This is a genomic window from Microbacterium sp. A93 (assembly GCF_051842835.1).
On record NZ_JBPXMT010000013.1, the window covers coordinates 215,395 to 232,433 of the forward strand.

Annotated in this window: 12 protein-coding genes and 1 pseudogene; 5 read left to right on the forward strand and 8 right to left on the reverse strand. The window is 63.7% G+C overall.

Annotated features, from left to right (window positions below):
* Positions 1-175: 175 nt before the first annotated feature.
* From ACSU1G_RS28445 to guaB, 6 genes are all read right to left on the reverse strand, one after another.
* The gene (locus ACSU1G_RS28445) at positions 176-4,825 is read right to left on the reverse strand and encodes an ExeM/NucH family extracellular endonuclease (RefSeq protein ID WP_439283982.1); all 4,650 of its coding nucleotides are present in this window, start codon (positions 4,823-4,825) and stop codon (positions 176-178) included.
* Between the two features lie 151 nt (positions 4,826-4,976).
* Entirely contained in the window at positions 4,977-5,732 is a 756-nt protein-coding gene (locus tag ACSU1G_RS28450) for an SURF1 family protein (protein WP_439284019.1), read from the reverse strand.
* Positions 5,733-5,790: 58 nt separating this feature from the next.
* Positions 5,791-6,909 (reverse strand): GuaB3 family IMP dehydrogenase-related protein, encoded by a 1,119-nt coding sequence (locus ACSU1G_RS28455; protein WP_439284021.1) that lies wholly within the window; start codon positions 6,907-6,909, stop codon positions 5,791-5,793.
* Between the two features lie 111 nt (positions 6,910-7,020).
* Entirely contained in the window at positions 7,021-7,572 is a 552-nt protein-coding gene (locus ACSU1G_RS28460; protein WP_439283984.1) for an OsmC family protein, read from the reverse strand.
* Positions 7,573-7,687: 115 nt separating this feature from the next.
* Complete coding sequence (locus ACSU1G_RS28465; protein ID WP_439283986.1) at positions 7,688-7,963, reverse strand: DUF2277 domain-containing protein; 276 nt, start codon at positions 7,961-7,963, stop codon at positions 7,688-7,690.
* A gap of 75 nt (positions 7,964-8,038) precedes the next feature.
* A complete protein-coding gene (gene guaB, locus ACSU1G_RS28470; RefSeq protein WP_439283988.1) occupies positions 8,039-9,541 on the reverse strand; it encodes an IMP dehydrogenase in 1,503 nt (500 codons plus the stop codon).
* 205 nt (positions 9,542-9,746) lie between these two features.
* Between guaB and ACSU1G_RS28475 the strand changes: the two genes are divergently transcribed.
* The 4 genes from ACSU1G_RS28475 to ACSU1G_RS28490 are packed head-to-tail and all read left to right on the forward strand — an operon-like array spanning position 9,747 to position 13,837.
* Complete coding sequence (locus ACSU1G_RS28475) at positions 9,747-11,105, forward strand: ABC transporter permease subunit (protein WP_439283990.1); 1,359 nt, start codon at positions 9,747-9,749, stop codon at positions 11,103-11,105.
* 2 nt (positions 11,106-11,107) lie between these two features.
* Positions 11,108-12,085, forward strand: coding sequence for a branched-chain amino acid ABC transporter permease (locus ACSU1G_RS28480; protein WP_439283992.1), 978 nt, complete (start codon positions 11,108-11,110; stop codon positions 12,083-12,085).
* On the forward strand, positions 12,075-13,073 hold the full coding sequence (locus ACSU1G_RS28485) for an ABC transporter ATP-binding protein (protein WP_439283994.1): 999 nt from the start codon (positions 12,075-12,077) through the stop codon (positions 13,071-13,073). The genes ACSU1G_RS28480 and ACSU1G_RS28485 overlap by 11 nt, the downstream gene beginning before the upstream one ends.
* A complete protein-coding gene (locus tag ACSU1G_RS28490; RefSeq protein ID WP_439283996.1) occupies positions 13,070-13,837 on the forward strand; it encodes an ABC transporter ATP-binding protein in 768 nt (255 codons plus the stop codon). The genes ACSU1G_RS28485 and ACSU1G_RS28490 overlap by 4 nt, the downstream gene beginning before the upstream one ends.
* 89 nt (positions 13,838-13,926) lie before the next feature.
* Here the strand turns inward: ACSU1G_RS28490 and ACSU1G_RS28495 are convergent, their stop codons facing one another.
* Together ACSU1G_RS28495 and rarD are read right to left on the reverse strand one after the other, a co-directional pair.
* The gene (locus ACSU1G_RS28495; RefSeq protein WP_439283997.1) at positions 13,927-15,195 is read right to left on the reverse strand and encodes an ABC transporter substrate-binding protein; all 1,269 of its coding nucleotides are present in this window, start codon (positions 15,193-15,195) and stop codon (positions 13,927-13,929) included.
* 181 nt (positions 15,196-15,376) lie between these two features.
* The gene (rarD, locus tag ACSU1G_RS28500; protein WP_439283999.1) at positions 15,377-16,294 is read right to left on the reverse strand and encodes an EamA family transporter RarD; all 918 of its coding nucleotides are present in this window, start codon (positions 16,292-16,294) and stop codon (positions 15,377-15,379) included.
* Between the two features lie 154 nt (positions 16,295-16,448).
* Here rarD and ACSU1G_RS28505 point away from each other — a divergent pair.
* Positions 16,449-17,039: pseudogene (locus ACSU1G_RS28505) on the forward strand (IS481-like element ISAar28 family transposase); the annotation flags it as partial.

The window sequence follows — 17,039 nt, forward strand, 5'->3', positions numbered from 1 at the left end:
AGTCGCACGTCAGCGTGTGAAAGAGGCGCCCGATTGTGAGCCTATGGCTAACCGCCGACATCCTCAATGGTCTTCTCCGATTGGCGTGATCCGCCACGGTGGCGAGCGTGCGCACGACGAAGGCCGCCGGGATCACTCCCGACGGCCTCCTGCTCAGCCCAGCCTCAGTCCAGCCTCAGAACCAGCCGCCGATGATGTCCCACAGCCAGTCGAGGATGTCACGCACGATGCCGCCGACCTTGCCTCGGTTGACGGTGACGGTGCCGGTGGCCTGATCACCGTCCTCTTGGGCGACGATGACCGTGTGCTTTCCGGCATCCGCGCTCTTCGGGACCGTGACCGCACTGGTGAAGGTGCCGTCCTCGTTCACCGAAGCGGTACCCAGCTCGAGGATCTTGCCCTTCCTCGACTCGAGCGTAATTGTCACGATCTCACCGGGCTCGAAGTCGATGCCGGTCACCGTGAGCTTCTTGCCCGCGCTCACCGTCTTCGCGGCGACCTCGATGGTGCCGATGAACTCTCCTCCGCCATTCTCACCGGTGACAGTGAACGGCACCTGGACGCTCGTCTGCCCGGCGGTCACGGTGAGCTGCTGCTCGCCGATCACGCCATCCGGAACCGCGAACGTCAGGCTCGCGCGTCCGACCTCGTCGGTGGTGTCGAGGATGGCCGCATCGATCGCGCCCGTGGCGAGTGCGATGTTGCCGAGCGAGACCGAGACCTCGGCCGGCACTGTCTCGCCCGCGCTGAACGCCAGCGAGGAGAGATCGATCGTGACCTGATCGCCGGCACTGTAGCCGTCGGTATCCGGTGCGCTCAGTGTCACACCGACCGCGCGCTGGGCGAGATCGGTCGTCGCCGTGCCGTTGGCGTCGAACCAGTCGACCATCGACGCGAGGTCGATCTTGCCGGTGTCAGCCTTGTTCGTGCCCTCGGCGAAGGTGAAGAAGTTGTCTCCACCTGCTGCGAGGAACGAGTTCGCGGCGACGAGGTATGACGCCGCGAGGTCGATCGGCTCACCGTTCAGGGTGATCGAGGTGATCCGCTCCCCTGCCGCTGCCGTCGGGTCATAGGTGTATTGCAGGCCCTCCGAGACTCCGAGCTTCAGGAATGGACGACTTGACCCTTCCGGTTGCCACTGCTCCTCCAGCACGCTCTTCAGCTGCGCACCGGTGAGGTCAAGCGTGACGAGCGTGTTGGCGAACGGCTGCACCGTCGCCGCTTCGCGGAATGTCACGTTACCGTCGGCGTCGGATGCTCCGGACGAGGCGTACGCGAGGTTCGCGCGGATGCCGCCCGGGTTCATGATCGCGATCTCCGCACCCGTCGCCCACTTGTGCACGTCGGCGACGAAGTTTCCGATCGTCGACTCGCCACCGCGGTTCTCCGAACCGTCACTCTGACGCGCCCGGTTGAAGTCACCGGTGATCGCACCGACCGGCTCCGCGCCCAGCACGTCAGCCTCGGCCTTGGCCGCGTCGACGATCTTCTGCACGTCACCGTCGGCGTCGTAGAGCGGCGTGACGGTGACCTTACCGGTGACCGGGTCCTTCTCGGACTTCGTGAGGGGCTTGATCTCGTTGGTGATCGAGATGAGCTCCTTCGACTCGGGATCGACCTGCAGGTTCATCAGCCCGAAGTTCTCGCCGTACTGCCCCGCCGAAATGACCGGACGGCCATCGACGACGTGGTTGTACGCGAGGTGCGTGTGCGCCGAGACGATCGCGCTCACACTGTCATCCACACCCGCGACGATCTCGCCGAGTGCAGATTCCGGTGTGATGCTAGCGATGTCGGTCGACGTCGCGCCCTCATGCACAAGGAGAATCAGCACGTCGGCTTCACCGTTCGTGGCATCCCCATCGGTGAGATCGTCGGCAACGGCATTCACCGAATCAACGATGCTGCGCACCTCGAGATCAGCGATACCCTCCGGCGAAACCAGCGAACCAAGCTCCTCCGTCACGGCGCCGATGAAACCGACATTCACGCCGTCCATCTCAGTCACCCACGCCGGAGCAAGAGCGGTCTCACCGGTCTCGGTGACGAACACGTTCGAGGAGATGTACTCCCAGTCCGCACGATCCTGCACGCGACCCTCCAGGTCTTCCCAGCCCTGGTCGAACTCGTGGTTGCCAGCTGCGCTCACATCGAGCCCTGCCGCGTTGAGCGCATCGATCGTCGGATTGTCGTCGTTGATGAACGAGGTGAAGGTGGATGCGCCGATGAGGTCACCGGCCGCCGCGAACACCGTGTTCGCGTTCGCATCACGCACCGATTGCACGGCGCCCGCGAGAACCGCAGCACCCGCCGCGACACCGTCGGCCTCGATCCTTCCGTGGAAGTCGTTGATCGTGACGATGTCGATGCTCACCGGCGGAATCTCGCTGGAGACGCCGACGATCACCGGGTCATGGTCGCTGGATCGGAAGGGCGTGCCCGCCTCGACCGCGCCGAACGCGTAGCCGCGGTCGCTCCACTCTGCAGAGTTGATGCCCCACACGCCGGTGCCGGTCACCGATTGGGCGAGCGATGGCGAGGCGATCGCGTGATCGAGTGAGCCGAGCTCACCGTCGAACGTGTACGTGTAACCGGCATCGGCGGCAGGCACCAGGTCGGTCCAACCGGCCTGCGCGAACACATCGATCGGGTCTTCCATGCTGTACCCGTTGAAGTCGCCGAGCAACAGGATGTCCTCGCTGCCGCTGGTCTCTGCCAGCGTCTCGGTGAAGGCCAGCAGCGACTGCGCCTGCTTCACGCGGTCGGCGTTGAAGTGGCCCTGACCATCCGCGGGCTCCGCGCCGTCACCAGATTTTGACTTGAAGTGGTTGGCGACGACCGAAACAGTCTTTCCGTCGATATCGAAGGCCTGTGCGATCGGCTCGCGGGCGTTTCCCCACACCGTCTCGTCGACCACTGTGGTGCTGTCTCCCACCGGGGTGACGGCATCCGTCTTGTAGATGATCGCATTGGTGATCACGTCGGTGTCGGTGGTCAGTAGCGCAGCCGGAGTCGGCACGTACGCCCAGACGTCAGAGCCGGCATCTTCGTTGAGCCCTGCGACCAGATCCGCGACGGCCGTGTCGACGGGCTTGCCGAAGTGGATGGAGTTTTCGATCTCCATAAGCGCCACGATCTCGGCATCCAGACCGTTGATCGCGGTGACGATCTTCGACTTCTGGATCTCGAACAGCGCGGCAGTCTTGGCGCCTCGCGCGTTACTGCTCTCGCTCTGCAACGTCGTGAAGTAGTTGAAGACGTTGAACGCTGCGATCTGTGCATCGCCGCCAACCTCTGGGGCTGCATCCGTACGCGGGTTCTCGGTCGTGAACGTCGCCTTGTACGTCGCGTCGCTCGCGTCGTCGATCGCGATGACTGGCTGTAGGCGCCAGTCGTCAAAGCCGTACTGCAGCACATAGCCGGTCTCAGCGAAGTCGACGACATCACCGTTTCGCACCGTGGTGTCGGTGGTGAAGTAGGGCTGCTCGCCGGTGTGCGCTCCGCTTGTGACCTGCGAGTTCCAGCCGTCATCGAGGAGGATGCGATCCGCACGGTTCGCGCTCGCGATGGCGTCAGCATCGGGGCCGGGACGGGTCGTCTCGGTGCTCTTGACGTTCAGCTCGCCCGGGTTCAGCCAGAGCGTGCCGAAGTTGTAAAGCTGGTGGCTGGATGCCAGGCGGTAAGTGCCGCTGGGAGCCACGAGCATATTCTCGTAGGCCTCGCGGTCGGCACCGACCACGGTTTCCGGCAGCGGAGTGGCTGTAGGAACGCCGAAGCCAGTGGTGATGACGTCGACGGATGCCGGAGAGATCTGCGTTTGGCCGAAGTACTCGCTGACGGCGCCGGTGACCGAGACCAGGTCACCGATCGCGAGTGTCGGAGTGAGATTGTCCAGGAACACGAAGACGCCATCGGATGCTCCGGGGGTGGCATCCGTGTCTCCACCGCTGCCCGCGGTCTGGATCGAGATTCCCTTGTAGCCGCCGACGCGGTAGTCACCGACGACAATACCCTCGACGATCACGGTCTGGCCGTTCAGCGGCGAGACATCGGAAGTGCCCTGCACCTCAGCGATCGACACCGCAACCGGGTCGGTGCCCGGATCGGGATCGGGGTCCGGGTCCGGGTCCGGATCTGTGGCGCCGGAGCCTTGCGGGGTGATCGTGGCAGACAGGGTGAAGTCTGTGCGGTTGTCGTCGGTGTCGACGCCGTCGGTGCGATTCAGTGACTTCACATCGGTGTTGCCAGCCGGCGGTGTCGCTGCGGCAGTTTCGAACGTGTTCGAGGTGCCGTAGCCGAGAAGGTCGACGACGCCGTCGAAGCCTGCGACCGACCCAGGGGTGAGGTTGACGGCGGCGGTGCCCTCGACGAGCGCAAGCGTACCGTTGGTGCCGCTCGGAGTCAGAGTGGTGATGGCATCCGGGTTCGGCAGTTCGGCGCCGTTCGCACCGTTGCTGTTGCCCTGCACCAAGAAGTAGCCGCCTGCCGGAACGACGCCGGTGAGCGCCGCGACCCCGTTGAAGTTGCCGGTTCCCGTCGCGGAGCGGTACTGCAACGACAGGCCGTCGAGAGTGATCGGAGCCGAAGTCGGATTGTAGAGCTCGACGAACTTGTTCTTGAACGCAGCACCCGTGCTCCCCCCAGAGAGGTACGCCTCGTTGATGACCAGGCCCGTGCCTGACGCATTGGCGAAGGCGGGCGTTGCGATCAGGGCGCTGGCGCCGAGAGCAACAACGCACGTTGCAGCAAGGGTGCCGATGCGGCCCCTGCCTCTACTGTGCGAAACAGAAGCCCGGAGGTTCCTGCCGTCTGGGGCTGACATCATCGGTGACTCTCCTCGTCGACACGAACGGCAGCTCTCGTGAAACTGCCGATGTGGGCGCTCACAGCGCACGCACATGTTCGTGAGCATACTGAGCGGATCCGACACTCTCAATGGTGTTTGCCGATCAGTAACCCGAGCGTCATCCTTGACGTCAGGAAGCGACGGCTGCGCGTTCCTCGAACTCTTCGACTTCGATCTCCCAGCGGTCCTTCGCCAGGCGATACCAGATGTAGAAAGCGAAGCCGGCGAAGACGGCCCATTCGATGGCGTAGAAGACGTTCAGCCAGTTGACCGTTGCGAGCTCTTCCGGAGCGGGCGAGACGATGTCGACCAGCCCCTCCGAAGCATCCACTGAAGCAAGATACGGACGGTACACCGACAGTTCCTCGATGTCATGCCACTGGCTCAGCAGCATCGCCGGGGACATCCGGGTCATCGCCAGCGGATCGTCCGTGGTCGGCAGCGACGGGCCCTCGTCAGAGATGACGCGACCTGTGATCGTCGCCTTCGTCCCTGCGGCATCCTTCTCGAGAGCGGATGCCGCGGCATCCGCAGTTTCACGATCTGGTGCCCATCCGACAGCGACGGCGATCGAGGTGCGCTCGGCGACGCGCAGCTGACCGGTCACCCAGTAACCCTCGGCATTGTCATTGAAGCGCGATGAGACGACCAGGAAGTCGTCAGCGACCCAGGTGCCGGTGGTCTCCACTCGCTGGCCGACGTATGGCTCGGGGAGATACTGGCCCGGGGATACGACATCGGCGAGCGGACGCACGTCTTCCGTGATCCCCACTGGAGCGGGGTCGGTGTTGATGGCACGTTCGAGCTGCCATTGGCCGAGGAAGGCGAAGACGCCAGCGACCACGAGGCAGGCGAGGAGTACGCCAATCCAGCGTCCGCGCAGCATGACCTCGCGGAGGGTCGGCGGGAACTCCTGTGGAATCGTCACGTGCTGTGCGCGCCCGTCAGGACAGGTGGTAGGGAGCGAGTACGACCTCTACCCGCTGGAACTCCTTGAGATCGGAGTATCCAGTGGTGGCCATGGACTTGCGGAGAGCCCCGATCAGGTTGGCTGTGCCGTCGGCGACAGGAGCCGGCCCGTACAGGATCTCTTCGAGCGTCGCGATGCCAGGAGTCTCAACGCGGCGGCCACGAGGAAGCTGCGGGTGGTGCGCCTCAGGACCCCAGTGGAAGCCACGGCCGGGTGCATCCGTTGCGCGTGCGAGCGCGACGCCCAGCATCACAGCATCCGCACCCATAGCAAGCGCCTTGACGATGTCACCAGATGTGCCGACGCCACCATCAGCGATGACGTGAACGTAGCGCCCGCCAGACTCGTCGAGGTAGTCGCGACGCGCAGCGGCAACGTCAGAAACAGCAGTGGCCATCGGCGCGTGGATGCCGAGAGTCACGCGAGTGGTGGACGCTGCTCCCCCGCCGAAGCCGACAAGCACACCGGCCGCGCCGGTGCGCATGAGGTGCAGGGCTGTCGTGTAGGTGGCAGCGCCGCCGACGATGACGGGAACGTCGAGGTCGTAGATGAACTTCTTCAGATTCAGCGGCTCGGCGACGCTGGAGACATGCTCAGCCGAGACGGTTGTGCCGCGAATGACGAACAGGTCTACGCCCGCGGCGGCCACGGTGTCGTAGAGCTCCTGAGTGCGCTGCGGCGTAAGGGAGCCTGCGACCGTGACGCCGCCTTCCCGGATCTCCGCGAGTCGCGACTTGATGAGCTCCGGTTTGATCGGCTCGGAGTACAGCTCCTGCATCCGCACTGTCGCCTTGGCGTCGGGAAGCTCAGCGATCTCTGCCAGCAGCGGCTCCGGGTTCTCGTAGCGAGTCCACAGGCCTTCGAGGTCGAGCACGCCGATGCCGCCGAGTTTGCCGAGCGCGATTGCCGTCTGAGGACTGACCACAGAGTCCATCGGTGCACCGATGATCGGAGTATCGAACTGGTAGGCGTCAATCGTCCACGCAGTTGAAACATCCTCGGGGTTACGAGTCCGCCGCGACGGTACCACCGCGATGTCGTCGAACGTGTACGCGCGACGTGCGCGCTTGCCTCGGCCGATTTCGATGTCCATGCTCACCAGACCAGCCTACCTGCCATCGGCAATGTGCTTCCCGCGTGCGCGGCGTACACACCGGCGTTCATCGTGCACGAACAACCCGTCTCTCGTCCCAGGCGAATCCGATCAGGCGAGAGCACCGGAGGTAGGGACCGGCCGGGAGAAGATGTCGAGGACGGGGCAGTGCGCGTCGACGACCTGGCGCAGATTCTCATACTGCTCGGCGGTGTCAGGGCCGGTGATGTCGACCTTCACCCGCACGTCGTGAAAGCCCGCCCGCCCTGACTCGTCGATCCCGAAAAGCTTGCGCACGTCCAGGTCACCCTCGGCGGTGATTTCGATCTCATCGATGGTCAGGCCCAGCGCCTGCGCATAGAGGCGGAAGACCACGACCTGACAGGACACGAGCGCGCCGAGCGCGTACTCGACAGGGCTCGCGGCCGCATCATCTCCGGCGAGCGCACCGGGCTCATCGACGAGGAAACGGTGCGTGCCCGCCTGAATCTCGGTCGCGACCGAGCCGATCCCACGGCCGACGACCTTGTACGTGAGTTCGGCGTTCTTGGCGTCGCGAGCGATGCGTTCGTTCCACGTCGTTCCCGCCTCGGTGAGGCGCTGCGCCCGCTCGGCTGCGGTGACGTCAGTGACGGATGCGATCTGGTCCTGAAGAAGAGTCATGACGCGACGGTAGCGAGCGAGTGCGCTCACTCGCACCTCCTATGTCATTCGAGGTCATGGGAGGTCATCGACAGTCATCGACGGCGACATTGTGGTCGCGCCGATCGGTCATCGGTCAAGCTGCGTAGCGTCCTGAGGCGATCGCACGTGCGCGCTTCTTCTCCGCCTCCTCCTCGCGGTTCTTGGGCGGTGTCGTGGCGACGAGATCGGCGAGCAGATGCTGCGTCACGTGCGCGATCTCGGCGACGGCGTGATCGAAGGCTTCCTGGTTCGCCTTCGATGGCTTCGTCGCCCCCGCGATCTTCCGCACGTACTGCAACGCCGCTGCCTGCACTTCATCTGAAGTCGCGGCTGGCTCGAAATTGTGAAGGGTATGGATGTTCCGGCACATACCGGCACGCTACGCCGCACTTCGGACACGCGAAAGGGGCGGATGCTGCGGCATCCGCCCCTTTCGCAGATCGAACTACTTCTTGTAGTTGGGCGCCTCTACGACGATCTGCACGTCGTGCGGGTGCGATTCCTTGAGCCCGGCAGCGGTAATGCGCACGAACTTGCCGCGTGTCTTGAGCTCCTCGATGGTGCGAGCACCGACGTAGAACATCGACTGCCGCAGTCCTCCGACGAGCTGGTATGAGACGGCCGACACCGGGCCGCGGTACGGAACCTGACCCTCGATGCCCTCCGGGATGAGCTTGTCATCACTCGGCACGTCTGCCTGGAAGTAGCGGTCCTTCGAGTACGAGGTCTGCTTGCCACGGGTCTGCATCGCACCGAGCGAGCCCATGCCGCGGTACTGCTTGAACTGCTTGCCGGCCTGGAAGACGATCTCGCCAGGAGACTCGTCGGTTCCGGCGAGGAGCGAGCCGAGCATGACGGCATCCGCACCGGCGACGAGCGCTTTGGCGATGTCGCCCGAGTACTGCAGACCGCCGTCGGCGATCACCGGCACACCGGCGGGACGAGCTGCGAGGGATGCCTCGTAGACGGCAGTCACCTGCGGCACACCGACACCAGCAACGACGCGCGTGGTGCAGATGGAACCGGGGCCAACACCGACCTTCACGGCATCCACGCCCGCATCGATCAACGCCTGGGCGCCCTCACGCGTTGCGACGTTGCCGCCCATGATGTCGATGTGCTCGAACGTCGGGTCGGCCTTCAGCCGCTGAACGAGGTCGATGACGCCCTGGGACTGGCCGTTCGCGGTATCCACGACGAGTAGGTCGACGCCGGCATCGCGCAGCGCCTCGGCACGCTCCCACGCGTCACCGAAGAATCCGATCGCGGCGCCGACGCGCAGGCGACCCTGCTCATCCTTCGTGGCCAGCGGATACTTCTCGCTCTTGTCGAAGTCTTTGATGGTGATGAGGCCGGCGAGCTTGCCGTTGTCATCGATCAGCGGCAGCTTCTCGACCCGGTGCTTCGCGAACAGCGCGATGACGTCACCCGCGGCGACACCCACCGACGCAGTGACGAGGTTCTCGCGGGTCATGACGTCCTTGACGAACGTCGTCTGCCGCTCACGCCCGGAGACGAAGCGCATATCGCGGTTCGTGATGATGCCGACGAGGTGACCATCGGGATCGACGACCGGCAGACCAGAGATACGGTACTTCGCGCAGAGTTCGTCGACCTCTTCGACCGTGGCCTCGATGGTCGTCGTGATCGGATCGGTGATCATGCCGGATTCGCTGCGCTTGACACGGTCAACGTGTGTGGCCTGGTCGGCGATCGAAAGATTGCGATGAAGGATGCCGATGCCGCCCTCGCGCGCCATCGCGATCGCCATGCGGCTCTCGGTGACGGTGTCCATCGCGCTGGAAAGCAGCGGGGTTGCGACCGAGATGCGGCGGGTGATCCGAGACGAGGTGTCAGCCTCGCTGGGGATCACGTCGGTATGGCCGGGAAGAAGTAGCACATCGTCGTAGGTGAGTCCAACGAAACCGAAGGGATCGTGCTGTTCCATGAAATCTCCTCGTGCAGGCGCGTAGCGGTGTACCAATTCTAAGCGTGCAGAGCCTCCAAAAATTCCCCATCAACGCGCCACCGTTTGATAACAACACACCGGACACTGGTCAGAAACGAAGCCGACACATTACGCTCATAACGTCGTTCATCATCGCCGATGCGACCCGAAGCGTCGGCACCCATGGGACGACAAGGGAGGTTTCGTGGAACTGACGACTAGCCACAAGCGTCGAACGGTGCCCTGGATCATCGCGCTGATGAGCGCGTTACTGGCAGCAACGATGCTGTTCATGGCTGCACCAGCGGCATTCGCTGAGAGTGATGACAGCGGCACCAATGAGACATCAACCGCGGACAGCGATGAGGGCGCTGACGAGCAGGAGGTGACCGACTACTTCTTCGCTGGCGTGATTCGCTTCAACACGGACCCCCTTCCCGATGTGGCTGTCTCCATCGAGGGCAACGGCTTCGAGGCAGCGACCACGACCGACGAGAGCGGTCGTTGGACGCTGTACGTGCCGGAGAAGGACACCTACACGCTGACGGTCGACGAATCGACCCTCCCCGACGGTGTGATCGTCGAAGGTGACTCCGCCTCGCAGGAGGTGGAATTCGGTCTCACGAACCGCGTCGTCATCAACCTCTTCCTCGGTGAAGGTGTGCGAGAGACGACGAGTTTCATCGACCAACTCGTCGAACGGATCATCAACGGCCTCAACTTCGGGCTTCTGCTCGCACTTGCCGCGATCGGCGTCTCGCTGATCTTCGGCACCATGAACCTGACGAACTTCGCTCACGCCGAGATGGTCACGTTCGGCGCGGTGATGGCCGTGGTCTTCGGCGTCACCTTGGCCGTGCCGATGTGGCTGACCATTCCGCTCGTCGTGATCTGTGGTGGACTATTCGGCCTCCTGATGGATGTCGGATTGTGGAAGCCGCTGCGAAAACGAGGCATGGGCATCATTCCGCTCATGATCGTCAGCATCGGCTTCTCCTTCGCGCTGCGCTATATCTTCCTCTTCTACTTCGGCGGCAGCACCGTGCAGCTGCCGAACGCAGGGGCACCGAAGATCACGATCTGGGGCCCGATCAGGCTCAGCGTCATCGACATGATGTCGATGAGCATCAGTGTGGTCGTCCTCATCGCCGTCGCGTTCTGGCTGCTGAAGACCCGCACCGGTAAGGCGACACGAGCGATCTCTGACAACCCCACGCTCGCCGCGGCATCCGGCATCAACGTCGACCGGGTGATCCGAATCGTATGGATCCTGGCATCCGCGCTCGCCGCGCTCGGTGGCATTCTGTGGGCGTACTTCCGCCCCGGCGTGCGCTGGGACATGGGCGTGCACATCCTGCTGCTCATCTTTGCCGCGGTCTGCCTCGGCGGACTCGGCACGGCCTTCGGCGCACTGATCGGCTCGATCATCGTCGGCCTCCTCGTTGAGGTGTCGACACTCTGGCTACCTTCCGACCTCAAGTATGTCGGGGCACTGGCCGTCCTTATTCTGGTGCTGCTGTTCCGACCACAGGGCATCCTCGGTCGTAAAGAGAGGATTGGTTGACGATGGACTGGGGAGCAATTTTCAGCAACACGGCAACATGGATTCTGAGCCCGACCACGATCGCTTACGCGATCGCTGCCACCGGACTCGCCGTGCACTTCGGCTACGCCGGACTGCTCAACTTCGGCATGGCCGGATTCATGGCAATCGGCGCGTACAGCTACGCGATCTCGATCCTCTCGTTCGGCCTCCCGTGGTGGGTGGGCATCATCGTCGGCATGGTGATGTCGACCGTGTTCGCCTTCATCCTCGGCATCCCGACACTGCGGCTGCGTGCGGATTATCTCGCGATCGCGACCATCGCAGCAGCCGAGATCGTGCGTCTGCTGTTCACCTCGACCGCGTTCGAGGAGCACACCAACGCGGCCGATGGGCTCGGCGGTTACCACGCCGGATTCCGCGATGCGAACCCCTTCCCGGAGGGCACCTACGGCTTTGGGCCGTGGACGTACAACGCCAGCCAGCTCTGGGTGCGCGTGTTCGGACTTCTCGTCCTCGCCGTCTGCATCTACCTGGTGTGGGCATTGATGCGCAGCCCGTGGGGTCGCGTGCTCAAGGGCATCCGTGAAGACGAGGATGCCGTGCGCTCGCTCGGTAAAAACGTCTTCTCGTACAAGATGCAGGCGCTGGTGATCGGTGGAATCATGGGCGGGCTCGGCGGAGCGGTCTTCGCGCTCCCCTCCGCTGTGGTGCCGGCGAGTTATACGACGTCGCTGACGTTCTTCCTGTGGACGATCCTGCTGCTTGGTGGGGCGGCGACAGTGTTCGGCCCGGCGTTGGGCGCAGTGATCTTCTGGGTTCTCATGGCGTTCCTGGAAGGCGTACTGCCGAGCCTGGCAGCGGAGGGAATCCTACCCATGACGGCAATCCAGGCGGCCACCCTCCGCTTCGTGATCGTCGGAGTCGCGCTCATGCTGCTGGTCATCTTCCGGCCGCAAGGGCTCCTCGGAAACAAGAGGGAGCTGACCTTTGTCAAATAACACTGCAGACAACACGTCCGCCGAAAGCACGGCGCCGAACACCGGGCGCATCAAGACAACAGGTCTTCACAAAGGTGAGATCGAGGTCGGTTGCGAGAAGGTCGACCCGATCCTCATCGCCGACAACGTGACGCGTCGCTTCGGCGGTCTCACCGCCGTGGATGTCGAGCACCTGGAGATTCCGCGCCACGCGATCACCGCCTTGATCGGGCCGAACGGTGCCGGCAAGACGACACTGTTCAACCTGCTGTGTGGGTTCGACAAGCCGAACTCGGGCAAGTGGAGCTTCGACGGTCACCAGCTGTCGGGCATCCCGTCGTTCAAGGTGGCGCGAATGGGGCAGGTGCGCACGTTCCAGCTCACCAAGGCGCTTTCGCTGCTGACGGTGCTCGAGAACATGAAGCTCGGGGCGCCGAACCAGAAGGGTGAGGGATTCCTTCCCAGCTTGATCCCCGCGATCTGGCGCAAGCAGGACACGGAGCTCGAGGCGAAGGCGATGGACCTTCTCGCGCGGTTCAAGCTCGATGCCAAGGCGCAGGACTACGCGGCCAGCCTCTCCGGTGGCCAGCGCAAGCTCCTGGAGATGGCACGCGCGCTCATGCGAGACCCGAACCTGGTGATGCTCGACGAGCCGATGGCCGGCGTCAACCCGGCCCTGACTCAGTCGCTGTTGGATCACATCCTCGACCTCAAGGAACTCGGCATGACCGTGCTCTTCGTCGAGCACGATATGAACATGGTGCGTCACATCGCCGACTGGGTCGTGGTGATGGCCGAGGGCCGTGTCGTCGCGGAGGGACCTCCTGACCAGGTGATGCAGAACCAGGCCGTGATCGACGCCTATCTCGGCAGCCACCAGGACGTCGACCTCGGCGTCGTCACCGGGCGTTATTCCGGCGAGCTCGACGAGTCAGCTGCGGAGATGCTTGAGGAGATCCGCGAAGAGCACGAAGCCGCGATCCAGAGCTCAGAGGAGGACAAGGCATGAGCACTCCCGTAACCGTCGAGCCGCAGGGCACGGCACGCACGTCGGAGATCGTGGTCGAGGTCAAGGGTCTGACGGCTGGCTATCTGCCAGGCGTGGACATCCTCAACGACACCAACCTCATCGCGTCGAAGGGCGAGTTGATCGGCATCATCGGACCGAACGGCGCCGGCAAGTCGACGCTGCTGAAAGCGATTTTCGGGCAGGTGAAGGTGCGTGGTGGCGATATCCATGTCAATGGTGAGAGCATCGTCGGACTCAAGGCAAACGAGCTCGTGGAACGTGGTGTCGGATTCGTCCCACAGACGAACAACGTCTTCCCCTCGCTGACCATCGAGGAGAACCTGCAGATGGGCATCATCCAGCGCCCGAAGGCGTACCGTGAGCGGCTGGAGTTCGTCACCGGAATCTTCGCCGAGCTGGGCTCACGCCTGAAGCAGCGGGCAGGATCCCTGTCAGGCGGTGAGCGGCAGATGGTCGCGATGTCGCGCGCGTTGATGATGGATCCGTCTGTGCTGCTGCTCGACGAGCCGTCTGCCGGTCTTTCGCCGGTCAGACAGGATGATGCGTTCATCCGTGTCTCGGACATCAACAAGGCAGGCGTCACGACGATCATGGTCGAGCAGAACGCCCGACGATGCCTGCAGATCTGCGACCGCGGGTACGTGCTCGATCAGGGCCACGACGCCTACACCGGCACTGGCCGCGAGCTACTGAACGACCCCAAGGTCATCGGCTTGTACCTGGGCACGTTGGGCGAGGACTAGGCGCGGGCGCGCCGCCCCCGCCACGCGCGGAACGCCACACAGGAAAGGGACCGGATGCCGAAGCATCCGGTCCCTTCCGTCACTGCGTATTAGTTGATGCGCGTGTGCAGGTTGTCTGCGCCGTACTGGAAGACGCCGATGGTTGCTTCCGTCGGGTCACCGTTGTCGTCGAAGGTGATCGCGCCGGAGTACCCGTCGTAGTCAGCCGTTCCACCATCGAGGATGATCGTGGCGCACGCCTCGAACGAGTCGCACTTCTCGCCGTCGCCTGAGCCGCCGGAAACCTCCTGCAGGAAGCCTGCAATTTCGGTGGCATCCGTCGAGTTCGCAGCGAGCGAAGCCAAGGCGAGCAGGACGACCGCGTCGTAAGACTCGGCCGCGTAGTTGAAGTCGACGAGCTCTAGGCCCGACTGCTCCTGCCACTGATCGATCAGACGCTGCTGGAAGTCGTCAGCGAGTACGGGGCCAGGCTGAGTTCCCTTGCTGCCCTCGATCGAAACAGGCATGTCGGCACCCCACTGCTGGGTGTTGCCGTCAACGAAGTAGAACTTGCTGCCGTCGAAACCACTCGAGATGAATGCCGGAACGATCGTCGAGGTCTCCTCGAAGCCGATCACGGCAACAGCGTCAGGGCTCTGCGCGAGGATCGTCGAGATCTGCGCGTCGAACGAGGTGTCGTTGGCGTTGTACGCCTCGGATGCCACGACCGTGCCGCCGCCAGCCTCGAAGTTCTCGGTCAGAGACGCCTCAAGACCCGAACCGTAGGCGTCGTTGAGGTAGATGATGCCGAGGTTCGCGTAGCCGTCGAGGCCGATCTCGGTGGCGAGCACCTCACCCTGGAGCAGGTCGCTCGGAGCGGTGCGCCAGTAGAGGCCTTCGTCGGGCCACTCGGTGAAGTCCGGCGACGTGTTCGCCGGCGAGAAGGTGATGACGCCAGCGCTGACTGCCTGGTCGAGGAACAGCTTCGTCACACCGGACGATGCCGCACCGATCAGCGCGGAGACACCCGAGTCCAGCAGACGCGGGACCGTGGTCTCGAACGCCTTGTTGTCGGGGTCACCCGAGTCGCCGTACTCGACCTCGACAGTGACACCGAGGTCTGCCGCATTGATTTCTGCGGTGGCGAGTCCGACACCGGCCTCCTCGGGCGGGCCGAGGTAGGCGAGCTGGCCAGTCTGCGGAAGGACGGTACCGATACTGAGCGTGAGAGCCTCACGGTCAGTGGGCGCCGCCGGCTCTTCCGACGGGTCTGCAGGGGTACCCCCGCCGCTGCATCCGGCCAGGACAATCGCGCTCGCGCTCACCAGGGCGATTCCGCCCAGGATCTTCCGCGCGCGCGTGTGTGTGAAGACGCTCATGCTGCTCCCTTGCTAGTTCATGATTCCCGAACGACTCGGGCGCCGTCCGTGACCTAAACGTATACGCGAACTCGTCATCCGTGTGTTGCGATGCGTTAACGGTGTGATACCGAATGTTTCGCGATCATGACATCTCCCGGCGAGCGATCACGCGATCTCGCACCGGATGATCAGCGAGCGATCACGCGATCGGCGTAAGGCGGATGCGCCGGCCCCGACCGGCAGCAATCAGCAGATCGACGACGAAAACGAGCACCGCGATCCAGACGATGATGAACCCGATCCAGCGTTCGGCGGGCATCGGCTCGTGCAGAATCAGCACGCCGGTCAGGAACTGCATGATCGGCGTCATGAACTGGATCATCCCGATGACGGTGAGGTTGATGCGCCGTGCACCGGCGGCGAACAGCAGCAGAGGCACCGCAGTGGCGATACCCGCGAACAGCATGAGCGACGTGTGCCACGCACCCTCGGTACCGAAGGTGATGCCGGTGGTCTGCGCGACGATAATGAGCTGGACCACGGCGACGGGGAGGAGCCAGAAGGATTCGAGGGTGAGACCGCTCACGGCATCCACCGCTGGCCCGATCTTCTTCTTGATCAGACCGTAGATCCCGAAGGATGCTGTCAGCGAGAGCGCGATCCAGGGGAACGAACCGTAGGCGACGATGATCACGACGACGGCGATCACGGCGATACCGATCGCGACCCACTGGAGCCGGCGAATGCGCTCGTGCAGCACGAACACGCCGAGCAGCACAGTGGCGATCGGATTGATGAAGTAACCCAGGGATGTCTCAACGACATTCCCGCTGAGTGTCCCAATGAGGAACACCTGCCAGTTGACGTAGATGAGCGCCCCTGCGAGAGCCGTCCAGCCGAGCAGTCGAGGCTGTCGGATGATCGCGATGATCCGGCGCCAACCGCGAGCGATGGTCAGCAACAGCAGGCAGAAGACAAATGAGAACAGCACTCGTGCGGCGACGATCTCCCACGGGCCGGACGGCACCAGCAGCAGGAAGTACAGCGGCAGCACGCCCCACAGCAGATATGCGCCACCTGCATAGGCAACGCCGGCAGGCTGCTGGGTTCTCTCCACCGCCTCACCCTATTAGCTCACCACCCCTTCGGTTGCGAGTGGGCGCTCGTGGCTCGTTTTTTGGCAGAAATTGAGCTGTGAAGTCTCAGTGCTTTTCTGACAGTTGTGTCTCGGGACCTGCCTGACACTTCTCGGGGTCTTGCACGATCAGGGGATGGCTTATGACTCTTCCCGCACTGATCTGCGGTTGATCATCGCTTCCTGGCCCGCGGATGCGCCGCGCGGGGCGGTGAGTCGTTTCTGCGCGGAGAACAAGGTGTCCCGGGAATGGTTCTATGCGACGCGGAGACGGATGCGGGAGGACGCCCTCCCGCAGGCGTTGATGCCCCGCTCGAGCAGACCACGAACCTCACCGCGGAAAACGTCTGAGGCGATCGAAGCGCTTGCGATCGAGGCTCGGGCCCGGTTGGAAGCGGCGGGCTGGGACCATGGCCCCATCTCGGTCGGGTTCGAGCTGAACCGGCTCGGGATCGCTTCCCCGTCACGTGCGACTCTGGCACGGATCTTCACCCGTAACGGGCTCGTCACCGCCCAGCCGAAGAAGCGACCTCGCACCTCATACGTCCGGTTCCGGTATGCGGCCCCGAACGAGTGTTGGCAGATCGATGCAACGGACTGGACGCTCGCGGACGGGCGGGTCGTCGCGATCTTTCAACTCAACGATGACCACTCCCGCCTGCAGATCGCGTCTCTTGCCGCCCGGTCCGAGAACGCGCAAGACGCGGTCCGCGTGGTCACCACAGGC

Bases quoted from the DNA above. Each gene is read 5' to 3' on its own strand.
- ACSU1G_RS28445 (WP_439283982.1), bottom strand. From the start codon at position 4,825: ATGATGTCAGCCCCAGACGGCAGGAACCTCCGGGCTTCTGTTTCGCAC.
- ACSU1G_RS28450 (WP_439284019.1), bottom strand. From the start codon at position 5,732: ATGCTGCGCGGACGCTGGATTGGCGTACTCCTCGCCTGCCTCGTGGTC.
- ACSU1G_RS28455 (WP_439284021.1), bottom strand. From the start codon at position 6,909: ATGGACATCGAAATCGGCCGAGGCAAGCGCGCACGTCGCGCGTACACG.
- ACSU1G_RS28460 (WP_439283984.1), bottom strand. From the start codon at position 7,572: ATGACTCTTCTTCAGGACCAGATCGCATCCGTCACTGACGTCACCGCA.
- ACSU1G_RS28465 (WP_439283986.1), bottom strand. From the start codon at position 7,963: ATGTGCCGGAACATCCATACCCTTCACAATTTCGAGCCAGCCGCGACT.
- guaB (WP_439283988.1), bottom strand. From the start codon at position 9,541: ATGGAACAGCACGATCCCTTCGGTTTCGTTGGACTCACCTACGACGAT.
- ACSU1G_RS28480 (WP_439283992.1), top strand. From the start codon at position 11,108: ATGGACTGGGGAGCAATTTTCAGCAACACGGCAACATGGATTCTGAGC.
- ACSU1G_RS28490 (WP_439283996.1), top strand. From the start codon at position 13,070: ATGAGCACTCCCGTAACCGTCGAGCCGCAGGGCACGGCACGCACGTCG.
- ACSU1G_RS28495 (WP_439283997.1), bottom strand. From the start codon at position 15,195: ATGAGCGTCTTCACACACACGCGCGCGCGGAAGATCCTGGGCGGAATC.